11 protein-coding genes are annotated in these 12,489 nt (G+C 74.0%); 9 read left to right on the top strand and 2 right to left on the bottom strand.

All coding sequences use genetic code 11. The annotated features are described in order from the left end of the window. The first annotated feature begins 7 nt into the window (after nt 1–7). The 4 genes from ABEB09_RS23610 to ABEB09_RS23595 all read left to right on the top strand — a co-directional run bounded on the left by ABEB09_RS23610 (nt 8) and on the right by ABEB09_RS23595 (nt 4,280). A complete protein-coding gene (locus tag ABEB09_RS23610; RefSeq protein ID WP_345691906.1) occupies nt 8–1,102 on the top strand; it encodes an energy-coupling factor transporter transmembrane component T in 1,095 nt (364 codons plus the stop codon). Beyond that, entirely contained in the window at nt 1,099–2,709 is a 1,611-nt protein-coding gene (locus tag ABEB09_RS23605; RefSeq protein WP_345691905.1) for an ABC transporter ATP-binding protein, read from the top strand. Before ABEB09_RS23610 ends, ABEB09_RS23605 begins: the two co-directional genes overlap by 4 nt. Then, nucleotides 2,673–3,530, top strand: coding sequence for an ECF transporter S component (locus ABEB09_RS23600; protein WP_380842340.1), 858 nt, complete (start codon nt 2,673–2,675; stop codon nt 3,528–3,530). The genes ABEB09_RS23605 and ABEB09_RS23600 overlap by 37 nt, the downstream gene beginning before the upstream one ends. Before the next feature lie 342 nt (nt 3,531–3,872). Then, nucleotides 3,873–4,280: an aggregation-promoting factor C-terminal-like domain-containing protein gene (locus ABEB09_RS23595; protein ID WP_345691903.1), complete on the top strand. Its 408-nt coding sequence runs from the start codon at nt 3,873–3,875 to the stop codon at nt 4,278–4,280. Nucleotides 4,281–4,371: 91 nt separating this feature from the next. Here ABEB09_RS23595 and ABEB09_RS23590 read toward each other — a convergent pair whose 3' ends face one another. After that, entirely contained in the window at nt 4,372–5,541 is a 1,170-nt protein-coding gene (locus tag ABEB09_RS23590; RefSeq protein ID WP_345691902.1) for a steroid 3-ketoacyl-CoA thiolase, read from the bottom strand. Between the two features lie 240 nt (nt 5,542–5,781). On the opposite strand from ABEB09_RS23590, the gene ABEB09_RS23585 reads away from it, so the two are divergent. From ABEB09_RS23585 to ABEB09_RS23575, 3 genes are read left to right on the top strand one after another with little or no spacing between them, the layout of a single operon-like run. After that, the gene (locus ABEB09_RS23585) at nt 5,782–7,035 is read left to right on the top strand and encodes a cytochrome P450 (protein WP_345691901.1); all 1,254 of its coding nucleotides are present in this window, start codon (nt 5,782–5,784) and stop codon (nt 7,033–7,035) included. Between the two features lie 27 nt (nt 7,036–7,062). Beyond that, entirely contained in the window at nt 7,063–7,746 is a 684-nt protein-coding gene (locus ABEB09_RS23580; RefSeq protein WP_345691900.1) for an O-methyltransferase, read from the top strand. A gap of 4 nt (nt 7,747–7,750) precedes the next feature. Further along, complete coding sequence (locus ABEB09_RS23575; protein WP_345691899.1) at nt 7,751–8,242, top strand: GNAT family N-acetyltransferase; 492 nt, start codon at nt 7,751–7,753, stop codon at nt 8,240–8,242. Between the two features lie 176 nt (nt 8,243–8,418). Here ABEB09_RS23575 and ABEB09_RS23570 read toward each other — a convergent pair whose 3' ends face one another. Next, a complete protein-coding gene (locus ABEB09_RS23570; protein ID WP_345691898.1) occupies nt 8,419–10,476 on the bottom strand; it encodes an MDR family MFS transporter in 2,058 nt (685 codons plus the stop codon). 225 nt (nt 10,477–10,701) lie between these two features. On the opposite strand from ABEB09_RS23570, the gene ABEB09_RS23565 reads away from it, so the two are divergent. Both ABEB09_RS23565 and ABEB09_RS23560 read left to right on the top strand, forming a co-directional pair. Next, nucleotides 10,702–11,646, top strand: a complete 945-nt coding sequence (locus ABEB09_RS23565; RefSeq protein ID WP_345691897.1) for a peptidoglycan-binding protein — start codon at nt 10,702–10,704, stop codon at nt 11,644–11,646. Between the two features lie 167 nt (nt 11,647–11,813). Next, on the top strand, nt 11,814–12,488 hold the full coding sequence (locus tag ABEB09_RS23560) for an HAD-IA family hydrolase (RefSeq protein ID WP_345691896.1): 675 nt from the start codon (nt 11,814–11,816) through the stop codon (nt 12,486–12,488). The last annotated feature ends 1 nt before the right edge of the window (nt 12,489 follow it).

Here is a 12,489-nt window from a genome sequence, read left to right as displayed (position 1 = left end):
GGCGGCGATGACCCTGCGCGCTCCCGAGGCGCACCGCTCCAACGCCGTGCACGCGGGCGCGTGGTGGCTGTGGGCCCTGGGGCTCGCCGTCGCCGCGTCCCGCACCACCAACCCCCTGCTCCTCGGCCTGCTCGTCGGCGTCGCCGGATACGTGGTGGCCGCGCGGCGCACCGACGCGCCCTGGGCCCGCTCCTACGGGGCGTTCGTGAAGCTGGGCCTCGCGGTCGTCGTGATCCGGCTGGTGTTCTCCACGCTGCTCGGCTCGCCCATCCCCGGCACGCACGTGCTGGTCACACTGCCCGAGGTGCCGCTGCCCGACTGGGCGCAGGGCATCCGGATCGGCGGCCGGGTCACCGCCGAGCAGCTGGTGTTCGCGCTGTACGACGGGGCGAAGCTGGCGACGCTGCTGATCTGCGTGGGCGCGGCCAACGCGCTCGCCAACCCGGCGCGGCTGCTGAAGTCGCTGCCGGGCGCGCTGTACGAGGTGGGGGTCGCCGTGGTCGTGGCGATGACGTTCGCGCCGAACATGGTCGCCGACGTGGCGCGGCTGCGGACGGTGCGGCGGCTGCGCGGGCGCCCGACGGGCGGCGTGAAGGCGGTCCTCCAGATCGGCCTGCCAGTGCTGGAGGGCGCACTGGAGCGGTCCGTCGCGCTCGCCGCGTCGATGGACGCGCGCGGCTACGGGCGCACGGCGGCGGTACCGGCCGGAGTGCGGCGCACCACGACGGTCCTCACGCTGGGCGGGCTGCTGGGCATCTGCGCCGGTGCGTACGGGCTGCTCACGGCGGAGGGCGCCCGGTACGGGCTGCCGCTGGTGGCCGCCGGGCTGGTGGCGGCCGTGGCCGGGCTGTGGCTGGGCGGGCGCCGTTCGCCGCGCACCCGCTACCGGCCCGACCGGTGGGGGCCGCGGAGCCTGCTGGTCGCCGGGTCCGGGGTGGCCGTGGCGGCCCTGATGATCATGGCGTCCGGCCACTCCCCCGAGGCGCTGCGCCCGGGCGTCACGCCGCTGGTGACGCCCGCGCTGCCCGTGTGGCCCGCGCTGTCCGTGCTGGTGGGCCTGGTGCCCGCGTTCGTGGCCCCCGTGCCGAAGGAGTCGTGGTGATCCGGTTCGAGAACGTGTCGGTGACGTACGAGGGTGCCGCGGCGCCCATCGTGGAGAACGTCGACCTGACCGTCCCGGAAGGGGAGCTGGTCCTGCTGGTCGGCCCGTCCGGCGTCGGCAAGTCGACCCTGCTGAGCGCGGTGTCGGGGCTCGTCCCGCACTTCACGGGCGGGACGCTGCGCGGCCGGGTCACCGTCGACGGGCGGGACACGCGCACGCACCGGCCGCGTGAACTGGCCGATGTCGTCGGCACCGTCGGCCAGGACCCGCTGGCCCACTTCGTCACCGACACCGTCGAGGACGAGCTGGCGTACGGCATGGAGTCGCTGGGGCTGGCGCCCGCGGTGATGCGGCGGCGCGTCGAGGAGACCCTGGACCTGCTGGGCCTCGCCGGCCTGCGGGACCGGCCCATCGCCACCCTGTCCGGCGGCCAGCGGCAGCGCGTCGCCATCGGCTCGGTGCTCACCCCGCATCCCAAGGTCCTCGTGCTGGACGAGCCGACGTCCGCGCTGGACCCGGCCGCCGCCGAGGAGGTCCTGGCGGTGCTGCAGCGCCTGGTCCACGATCTGGGCACCACGGTCCTGATGGCCGAGCACCGCCTGGAGCGGGTGGTCCAGTACGCGGACCGGGTCGCGCTGCTGCGGGCGCCGGGGGCGCCGGTGCTCGTGGGGCCGCCGGCCGAGGTGATGGAGGTCTCGCCGGTGCACCCGCCGGTGGTCGCCCTGGCCCGCGTGGCGGGCTGGACGCCGCCGCCGCTGACGGTGCGCGACGCCCGCCGCCGGGCGGCACCCCTGCGGGAGCGCCTGGCGGGGGCGGAACCGGCGCGGGAGCACCTGGATGGGGCACAGCCGGTGCCGGCGGAGCGAGTGCGGGCGGCCGGCCTGGCGGTGCGGCGGGGCCGGATCGAGGCGCTGCGCCGCATCGACCTGACCGTCACGGCGGGCCAGACCGTCGCCCTCATGGGCCGCAACGGCGCCGGCAAGTCCACCCTGCTCGCCGCTCTGACCGGCCTGGTCGAGCCCGCCTCCGGCCGCGTCGAGGTCGGCGGCCGCACCCCGCACCGCACCGCGCCGCGGGACCTGGTGCGCGAGGTGGGCCTCGTACCCCAGGAGCCGCGCGATCTGCTGTACGCGGACACGGTGGCCGCCGAGTGCGCGGCGGCCGACGCCGACGCGGGCGCCGCGCCGGGAACGTGCCGGGACCTGGTGGCGGAGCTGCTTCCCGGCGTACCGGACGACACGCACCCGAGGGACCTGTCCGAGGGGCAGCGCCTGGCCCTGGCCCTGGCCGTCGTCCTGACCGCGCGGCCGCCGCTGCTGCTGCTCGACGAGCCGACGCGGGGCCTGGACTACGCGGCGAAGGCCCGGCTCGTCGGTGTGCTGCGCGGGCTGGCCGCGGAGGGGCACGGCATCCTTCTGGCGACGCACGACGTGGAGCTGGCGGCGGAGCTGGCGCACCGGGTGGTGATCCTCGCGGACGGCGAGGTCGTGGCGGACGGGCCGACGCACGAGGTGGTGGTGTCGTCGCCGGCGTTCGCCCCGCAGGTCGCGAAGATCCTGGCGCCGCGGCCGTGGCTGACCGTGGCGCAGGTGGAGGCGGCGCTGTGACGGCACGCCCCGTGCGGCTGGGGCCGCGTTCCGTGGCGGCGCTCGGGCTGATCACCGCGATCGGCGTGGTCGCGTTCGGCTGGCCGCTGCTCGCGGACGCCGAGGTGACGCGGGCGAACCTCTCCCACACGCAGGACGCTCCCTGGCTGCTGGCGGCGCTGCTGCCGCTGCTGATCGCGGTGGTGGTGGCGGCGATCGCGGACTGCGGCATGGACGCCAAGGCGGTGGCGATGCTGGGCGTGCTGGCGGCGGTGGGCGCGGCGCTGCGGCCGCTGGGCGCGGGGACGGCGGGCCTGGAGCCGATGTTCTTCCTGCTGCTGCTGAGCGGCCGGGTGCTGGGGCCGGGCTTCGGGTTCGTGCTGGGCGCGGTGACGATCTTCGCCTCTGCGCTGCTGACGGGCGGGGTGGGGCCGTGGATGCCGTTCCAGATGCTGGCGATGGGCTGGTTCGCGCTGGGTGCCGGGCTGCTGCCGGGCCCGGAGCGGCTGCGGGGCCGGGGCGAGCTGCTGATGCTGGCGGCGTACGGGGCGGTGGCGGCGTTCGCGTACGGGACGGTCATGAACCTCCAGGGCTGGGTGACGCTGCAGGGGCTGGGCGGCGGGGTCTCGTTCCAGCCGGGCGATCCGGTCCACGAGAACCTGGTGCGGTTCGCGGCGTACTGCGCGGCGACGTCGCTGGGGTGGGACGCGGGGCGGGCGGCCCTGACGGTGGTGCTGACCCTGGCCATCGGATCGACGGTTCTGAAGGCGCTCCGGCGTGCGACTCGACGGGCTTCCTTCGAGGCCCAGGTCACATTCGAAGGCGCCGAAAAGCCTCATTAGGGGTGTTTCAGGGTGAGGCGCCCCACGCGACCCAGATCACATACGAAGGGGCGTCGTAGCCCTGCGGGCCGGTGCGGTCTTCCCGTACCGACCTGCACTGCTCGCCCCGCGGCGAGCGGCCGTCGGGGCCCTGGTCTCCGGCCGCGCCTCGTACTGGGGGGCGTTGCACCGGCCCGCCCGGCCTGCTTGTCTGGATGACGTCGCCGGGCAGCGACGGAAGCGAGACCGTCTCGCGGTCCCTCCGAAGCGCCCATGGCAAGCCCTCCCCGAGACACCGGGTGTCCCCCGGCCTTGGTTCCGGCATGCCTGCGACAGCCCTGTCCCCGACGTGAGGTCTCTTACGTGTTCCGCTCCATCGCCAGCCGTCTCTCCGCCCGCAACAAGTCCGCCGTCGCCGCCGCAGCCGTGCTGCTCGGCGCCTCGGGTGCGGTGATCGGCGCGACGGCCCCGGCTTCGGCCGCCAGCCCCTCCGCGCAGGCCATCGCCAAGAAGATGGTCCCCGCGGGCCAGTACCAGTGCTTCAGCAAGATCGTTGAGCACGAGTCGGGCTGGGACCACACCGCCACGAACGCCTCGTCCGGTGCGTACGGCCTGGTCCAGGCCCTGCCGGCCTCGAAGATGGCGTCGGCGGGTTCGGACTGGAAGACCAACCCGGCCACCCAGATCGAGTGGGGTCTGGACTACATGAACGAGCGCTACGGCAGCCCGTGCGGCGCCTGGCAGTTCTGGCAGGCCAACCACTGGTACTGAGCCAGCCCCTTTGTCGCGAAGGCCCCGGTGAGGGAACTCACCGGGGCCTTCCCCGTACCCGGGCCCGTACCCGCAGGCGCGAACGCCCCGGCTACAGCCGCTGGATGATGGTCCCCGTCGCCTGCGCGCCGCCCGCGCACATCGTGATCAGGGCGAATTCCTGGTCGCGCCGCTCCAGTTCGTGCAGCGCGGTGGTGAGGAGCCGGGCGCCCGTCGCGCCCACGGGGTGGCCGAGCGCGATGGCGCCGCCGTTGACGTTGACCTTGTCGAGGTCCTGGTCGAAGACCTGCGCCCAGCTGAGGACGACCACCCCGAACGCCTCGTTGACCTCGACGAGGTCGATGTCGCGCAGCGACATCCCCGCCTTGCCGAGGACCGCCCGGGTGGCGTCGACGGGCCCGTCGAGGTGGAAGTGCGGGTCGGCGCCCACGAGGGCCTGGGCGACGATCCGGGCGCGCGGCCTGAGCTTGAGGGCGCGGGCCATCCGCCGGGACGCCCACATGAGGGCGGCTGCGCCGTCGGAGATCTGCGAGGAGTTGCCGGCGGTGTGGACGGCGGTGGGCATGACGGGCTTCAGCCCGGCGAGGGCTTCCATGGACGTGTCCCGCAGCCCCTCGTCGCGGTCCACGAGCCGCCACATGCCCTGTCCGGCGGCCTGTTCGGCCTCGTCGGTGGGGACCTGCACGGCGAAGGTCTCGCGTTTGAAGCGTTCCTCGGCCCAGGCGGTGGCGGCGCGCTGCTGGGAGAGCAGGCCGAGCGTGTCGACGCGTTCGCGGGTGAGGCCGCGGTGGCGGGCGATCCGCTCGGCGGCCTGGAACTGGTTGGGCAGGTCGACGTTCCACTCGTCGGGGAACGGTTTGCCGGGGCCGTGCTTGGAGCCGCTGCCGAGCGGTACGCGGGACATGGCCTCGACGCCGCAGCTGATGCCGATGTCGATGACGCCCGAGGAGATCATGTTGGCGACCATGTGGGCGGCCTGCTGGGAGGAGCCGCACTGGCAGTCGACGGTGGTGGCGGCCGTCTCGTAGGGCAGGCCCATGGCGAGCCAGGCGGTGCGGGCGGGGTTCATGGACTGTTCGCCGGCGTGGGTGACGGTGCCGCCGACGATCTGCTCGACGCAGTCGGCGGGGATGCCCGCGCGGCCGAGGAGTTCGCGGTAGGTCTCGCCCAGCAGATAGGCCGGGTGCAGATTGGCGAGCGCGCCGCCGCGCTTGCCGATGGGGGTGCGTACGGCTTCGACGATGACGGGTTCCGCGGCCATGAAGCTGCGTCCTCTCCTGGCTCCCGCGGGGCGTCCCGGCGCCCGGGCGGGGGGATGGGGGAAACCGGAACTGGTACGCGTTCTAGTGAACCCTCAGTCTGGGAGGTGCTACCCCGGGTACGCAAGGCTCTTGCCACTTGCGGGAGGCGTCACTACGGTGCCGAGACATTCTGATGGTCCGTCAGATCATCCCCGGCCGGCCTGCGACCGGCCGGACACGTCAGATGCGGAGGGCCGCCGATGTCCTGCCCCCACCTCCCCCCGGGATTCGACTTCACGGACCCCGACCTCCTCCGGTCCCGCGTCCCCCTCCCGGAGTTCGCCGAGGCGCGCCGCACCGCTCCCGTGCGGTGGGTGCCGCAGCAGCGCGGGATCGCCGGGTTCGACGACGAGGGCTACTGGGCGGTGACCCGGCACGCCGACGTCAAGTACGTCTCGACGCACCCGGAGCTGTTCTCCTCGTACACCAACACGGCGATCATCCGGTTCAACGAGTCCATCCACCGCGACCAGATCGACGCCCAGCGGCTGATCATGCTGAACATGGACCCGCCCGAGCACACCCGGGTCCGCCAGATCGTCCAGCGCGGCTTCACCCCACGGGCGATACGGTCCCTGGAGGGCGCCCTGCGCACCCGGGCACGCGCCATCGTCGAGGCGGCCGCGGCCGAGGCCGGGGCCCGCGGCGGCACGTTCGACTTCGTCACGCGCATCGCCGTCGAGCTGCCCCTCCAGGCCATCGCCGAGCTGGTCGGCGTCCCGCAGGAGGACCGGGCGCGGATCTTCGACTGGTCCAACAAGATGGCCGCGTACGACGATCCGGAGTACGCCCTGACCGAGGAGGTCAGCACCGAGGCCGCCATGGAGATCGTGGCGTACGCGATGAACCTGGCCGCCGCCCGCAAGGAGTGCCCCGCGCAGGACATCGTGAGCCGGCTGGTGGCGGCGGAGGACCAGGGGAACCTCTCCAACGACGAGTTCGGCTTCTTCGTGATCCTGCTGGCGGTGGCCGGCAACGAGACCACCCGCAACGCCATCAGCCACGGCATGCACGCCTTCCTCACCCACCCCGACCAGTGGGAGCTGTACAAGAGGGAGCGCCCGGCGACGGCGGCCGAGGAGATCGTGCGCTGGGCGACCCCGGTGGTGTCCTTCCAGCGGACCGCGACCCGTGACGTGGAGCTGGGCGGGCAGAAGATCTCCGCGGGCGACCGCGTCGGCATCTTCTACTCGTCCGCCAACCACGACCCGGAGGTGTTCGACGGCCCCGGCCGGTTCGACATCACCCGCGACCCCAACCCGCACCTGGGCTTCGGCGGCGGTGGTCCGCACTTCTGCCTCGGCAAGTCGCTCGCCGTGCTGGAGATCGACCTGATCTTCCAGGCGATCGCCGACGCGCTGCCCGACCTGCGGCCGGCCGGCGAGCCCCGCCGCCTGCGGTCCGCCTGGATCAACGGCATCAAGGAACTGCCCGTCCGCCACGAGCCCCGGTAAGGCCCCGTGTGGGCTACGTTCCTGACCATGACTCATCCACAGGACCCCCAGAGCCGCTGGAACGACGTCGACGACTACCTCACGCAGATGCTCGCCCCCGCCGACGAGGCGCTGACCGCCGCGCTCGACGACAGCGACGCCGCCGGACTGCCGCGGATCGCCGTCGCCCCCAACCAGGGCAAGCTGCTGCACCTGCTGGCCCGCATCCAGGGGGCGCGCACCGTCCTGGAGATCGGCACGCTCGGCGGCTACAGCACGATCTGGCTGGCCAGAGCCCTGCCGAAGGACGGCAGGCTGATCTCCCTGGAGTACGACCCGGCGCACGCGGACGTGGCGCGCGGCAACCTCGCGCGGGCGGGCCTCGACGCGGTGGCCGAGGTGCGCACGGGCGCGGCGCTGGACAGCCTGCCGCGGATCGCCGAGGAGGGCGTGGCCCCCTTCGACCTGGTCTTCATCGACGCGGACAAGCGCAACAACCCGCGCTACGTGGAGTGGGCGCTGAAGCTGACCCGGCCCGGCAGCGTCATCGTCGTCGACAACGTGGTGCGCGGCGGCGCGATCGCCGACGAGAACAGCACGGACGAGGCGATCCTCGCGACCCGCGAGCTGTTCGACCTGGTCGCGCGTGACCCTCGGCTGGACGGCACGGCGGTCCAGACGGTCGGCGTGAAGGGCTACGACGGCCTCCTCATCGCCCGGGTGGTGTCCTGAGGCCATGCCGGCGAACTGGGACATACGCCCGGAGCGGTACGACATGGCCGACGCCACGGCGCTGCGCCGCGACTACTACGACGACGTCGCCAGCCGGTATTGGCGGCGCCCGGCGACGGCGGCCGAGATCGACGAGGGCCTCGCCCACGACGGCGTCGAGGCTCTGACCCCGCCCACCGGGCAGTTCCTGGTCGGCAGGTTCGACGGCAAGCCGGCCGCGTGCGGCGGTGTCCTGCTGCTGGACGCCGAGCGGGCGGAGCTGACCCGGGTCTTCGTGCGGCACGCGTTCCGCGGCACGGGCGGTGCTCCGCTGCTGCTGGCCGCGCTGGAGGCGGCGGCGCTGGAGCTGGGCGCCCGGCGCATGGTCCTCAACACCCGGCTGGACCTGGTGGAGGCCCGCGCGCTGTACACCCGTCACGGCTACGCCGAGATCCCCGCGTACTGCGAAGGCCCGTACATGGAGATCTGGTACGGCAAGGAGCTGGCTGCCACCTGAGCCACGTCCGGCGGGTTTTCCCCACCCCGCCCCTTCCCGAAGCCGGGGGCTCCGGCCCCGGACCCCCGTATCGCCCCTTCGGCTCTTGTCCTCGAACGCCGGACGGGCCGAGATTCAGCCCCTCCGGCGTCTGAGGAGCGGGAGGTTCGGGGGGCAGAGCAGCCGCCCCGAACCCCCTACGCGTGGTGGTCGCGGGGCGGCTCGGGCATGGGGCGTTCCCGGTCCGAGCCGCTCAGCTCGGCGGTCAGCTCCTCGACGAGCTTGATCAGGTCCGTCGGCCGGTCCGGCCCCCACCAGTCGCCGAGCAGTTCCGCCAGGGACTCCTCGCGGGCGTGGGCGAGCCGGCCGGCCGCCTCGACGCCCCGGTCGGTGAGCATCAGCTGCAGGCCCTCGCGGCGGGCCAGGCCCCGCTCCTCGACCTGGCGGGACGCCTCGGTGATCGCCCTGAGCGGTACGGGCGTGGTGTCGGCCAGCCGCCCCGGCTCCACCGCCCCGTGCCGGCGGATGCGCAGCAGCAGCCAGCTGGAGGCGGGCAGCAGGTCGAGGCCGGCCCGCTGGGTGATCCGCTCGTAGACCGCCTTGCGGCCCTCCCGGGAGCCGAGCACGGACAGGGCGCGGGCGCACTCGTCGTACGAGGAGCGGTGGACCGGGTTGGAGGCCAGGGTCTCGCTGGGCTCGGGCGCGGTGACCGAGCCGCGCAGCCGGTCCTCCCTCAGGAACCAGGCGACGACGAAGGCCAGGACGACGATCGGCGAGGCGTACAGGAAGACGTCCGTGATGGACGTGGCGTACGCGGTCAGCGCGGCCGGGCGCAGCGCGGCGGGCAGCTCGGCGATGGCGCGCGGATCGGCCGCCAGGGCGTGGGCGTCGGCCCCGGGCGGAACGTCCTGCCCGGCGAGCGCCTCGGCGAGCTTGCCGGTGAGCCGGTTGGTGAAGATCGTGCCGAAGACGGCCACGCCGAAGGACGCGCCGATCGACCGGAAGAACGTGGCGCCGGAGGTGGCGACGCCCAGGTCCTGGTACGACACCGCGTTCTGGGCGACGAGCACCAGCACCTGCATGACGAGGCCGAGACCGGCGCCGAAGACGAAGAAGTAGGCGCTCATCTCCCACGTGCCGCTGTCCCGCTCCATGCGGTGCAGCAGGAGCAGCCCGATGACGGTGACGGCGGTGCCCGCGACGGGGAAGACCTTCCAGCGGCCGGTGCGGCTGACGATCTGGCCGGACGCGGTGGAGGTGAGCAGCATGCCGAGCACCATCGGCAGCATGTGCACCCCGGACATGGTCGGGGACACGCCCTGGACCACCTGGAGGAACGTCGGCAGGTACGTCATGGCGCCGAACATCGCGAAGCCGATGACGAAGCTGATGACGGAGACGAGCGAGAAGGTGCGGATCCGGAACAGCTTCAGCGGCAGCACGGGCTCGGCCGCCCGCCCCTCCACGTACACGAACCACACGAGCAGCACGGCCCCGAGGACCGCCAGGCCGATGATCCCCGCCGAGTCCCAGGGCCAGGTGGTGCCGCCGAGGGACGCCACGAGGACGAGACAGGTGGCGACCGAGGCGATGAGGAACGTGCCGAGGTAGTCGATGCGGTGGCGGGTGCCGTGGGCCGGCAGGTGCAGCGCCGCGGCGATCACGAACAGGGCGACGACGCCGATGGGCAGGTTGACGTAGAAGACCCAGCGCCAGGTCAGGTGCTCGGTGAACAGCCCGCCCAGCAGGGGGCCCAGCACGCTCGTGGCGCCGAAGACCGCGCCGAACACGCCCTGGTACCTGCCGCGGTCCCGGGGCGGCACGAGGTCGCCGACGATCGCCATCGACAGCACGATGAGCCCGCCGCCGCCCAGGCCCTGCACCGCGCGGAACGCGATGAGCTGCGGCATGTCCTGCGCGATGCCGCACAGCGCGGAGCCGATCAGGAAGAGCACGACGGCGGCCTGGAAGAGCTTTTTGCGGCCGTACTGGTCGCCGAGCTTGCCCCAGAGGGGGGTCGCGGCGGTCGACGCGAGCATGTACGCGGTGACGACCCACGACAGATGGTCCATGCCGCCCAGCTCGCTGACGATGGTCGGCAGGGCGGTGGAGACGATCGTCTGGTCCAGCGCGGCCAGCAGCATGCCGAGGAGCAGGGCGCCGATCGGCACGAGGACGGCACGCCGCCCGTGCCCTTCGCCCGGCCCCGGCCGCGGCCCGGGAGTCGTGGCCGAACCGCGCACGTGCTGCGTCATGGGCGCCTCCCTCGCTGATTCCCACTCCATCGTGGGTGGTCTGGTCGGATATGGCCTGCTGAGCACGGTTCGAGCTGTTGGGAACGTCACCCGTGGCCTGCATAATCGCTGCCAGTTCACGGGGGCGGGATGGCAAGGGGAGGGACCCAAGTGGCCGGAAACGTGTGCCCGCAGTGCGGTACACCCGCACCTCCGTACGGTGCGGGCTGTGCCTGCGCCGGGACGGTGACGGGGGCAGCCGCGTCACCCGCGGGCGGATTCGAGCCGCTGCGGATACGCCCGTACGTGGCCCTGGCGCCGCACGAGGGGGCGGGCTCGCCGGCGGGCGGGGCGCCGCACGCCCCGCGGCCGGAGCAGCCCGTGGCCGGCCCCCTGCCCCCGGAGGCGCAGGCGGGCCCGGTCCCGCCGCAGGCTCCGCCCGCCGACCTGTCCGGCACCGGTGCGTACGGCGCGGAGGGGGACGTCGAGTCGACCTTGTCGCTCTCCCTGCCGGACGTCCGGGCCGCGGTGTCCGCCGCCCCGCCGGACGTCACACCCGACCACGGACACCCGCACGGGCCCGGCGACGGACGCCGCCCGGCCTCGCGCCGGCCGGCGGCCGCCATCGCGGTGGCCGCGGCGGTCGTGGCCGTGATCGGCACGGCGGCGTTCGCCGGCGGGCTGTTCGACGACGACGAGCCGGCGGACCGGCTGGCCCCGGAGCCCTCCGTGAGCGGCGCGCCCTGGCCGAGCAGTGTCGCGACGCCCTCCGAGGAGGCGAGCGCGTCCGTGTCCGCCACGGACCTCGCATCGCCGTCCGCGTCCGGCTCGTCCGCCTCCCAGGGGTCGGAGTCGCCGTCCGCCTCACTCTCCGAGGCGCCCGAGGCGCTGCCCACCCAGGCAGGGCGACCGGACAGCGGCACGGAGTCCACGCGCGGCGTCCCCACGCAGGAGCCCACGACGGACGGCACGAGCCTGAGCCGCGGCGACCGGAGCCAGGCGGTCAGGGACCTCCAGCACCGACTGCGGGAGCTGGGACTGTACAGCGGGCCGCTGCACGGGCAGTACGACAACAACGTCGAGCGGGCGGTGGCCGCCTACCAGGAGCGGCGCGGCATCAGCGGCGACCCGCGGGGCGTGTACGGCCCGGCGACGCGGACGTCCCTGGAGGCCGAGACGTCCGGCCGCTGACCCGGACCCCTCGATCAGCTCGGCATATCACCTATAAGCCCCATAGCTCCGGCGACTGGCGCCGCGCGCCCTTTGTTTTGTACAGTGCGGGAACAAAGTGGTCCCGCCCGTACTCCCTGACCGGCGGGCGGGCCGCTTCGTACTTCCCCCTGCCCAGGAGAGTGCCCATGCAGGTCGCCGCTTCCGCCTCCGCCGCCCTGACCACGAGGGCCCTGCTCCTCGACATGGACGGCACGCTCGTCGACTCCGACGCGGTGGTGGAGCGCTGCTGGCGCCGCTGGGCCGTGCGCCACGGGCTCGACCCGGAGGAGGCGCTGAAGGTCGTGCACGGCCGGCAGGGCTACGCGACGATGGCCGCCCTCCTGCCGGACCGCCCCATGGAGCAGAACCTCGCGGACAACCGCGCGATGCTCGCCGAGGAGACCGCCGACCTCGACGGCGTCGTCCCGGTGGCCGGTGCCCCCGCGTTCATGGCGGCGCTCGCCGCCCTCCCGCACGCCCTGGTCACCTCGGCCGACGAGGCCCTGGCACTGGCCCGGCTGGGCGCCGCCGGGCTGCCGGTGCCGGGGGTGCGCGTGACGGCGGAGTGCGTGAGCGCCGGCAAGCCGGACCCCGAGGGCTTCCTGAAGGGCGCGGCCGAGCTGGGCTTCGCCCCGGAGGACTGCGTGGTGTTCGAGGACTCCGAGGCGGGCATCGCGGCCGGCCGGGCCGCCGGGATGCGCGTGGTGGGCGTGGGCCCGCGCGCGGCGGCGTTCGCGCCGGACGTGCACGTACCGGACCTGACGCGGATACGCGTGGAGGCGGCCGCCGACGGGACGGTCCGCCTCCACGTCACCGCGTAAG

Source organism: Streptomyces coeruleoprunus (assembly GCF_039542925.1).
Taxonomy (GTDB): Bacteria; Actinomycetota; Actinomycetes; order Streptomycetales; family Streptomycetaceae; genus Streptomyces; species Streptomyces coeruleoprunus.
This window is presented reverse-complemented; position numbering and strand designations above follow the sequence as displayed.

What these genes read in the sequence shown, in the direction of transcription:
- ABEB09_RS23610 (WP_345691906.1), top strand. Translation starts at nt 8, where the DNA reads ATGACCCTGCGCGCTCCCGAGGCGCACCGCTCCAACGCCGTGCACGCG.
- ABEB09_RS23590 (WP_345691902.1), bottom strand. Translation starts at nt 5,541, where the DNA reads ATGGCCGCGGAACCCGTCATCGTCGAAGCCGTACGCACCCCCATCGGC.
- ABEB09_RS23585 (WP_345691901.1), top strand. Translation starts at nt 5,782, where the DNA reads ATGTCCTGCCCCCACCTCCCCCCGGGATTCGACTTCACGGACCCCGAC.
- ABEB09_RS23580 (WP_345691900.1), top strand. Translation starts at nt 7,063, where the DNA reads ATGACTCATCCACAGGACCCCCAGAGCCGCTGGAACGACGTCGACGAC.
- ABEB09_RS23575 (WP_345691899.1), top strand. Translation starts at nt 7,751, where the DNA reads ATGCCGGCGAACTGGGACATACGCCCGGAGCGGTACGACATGGCCGAC.
- ABEB09_RS23570 (WP_345691898.1), bottom strand. Translation starts at nt 10,476, where the DNA reads ATGACGCAGCACGTGCGCGGTTCGGCCACGACTCCCGGGCCGCGGCCG.
- ABEB09_RS23560 (WP_345691896.1), top strand. Translation starts at nt 11,814, where the DNA reads ATGCAGGTCGCCGCTTCCGCCTCCGCCGCCCTGACCACGAGGGCCCTG.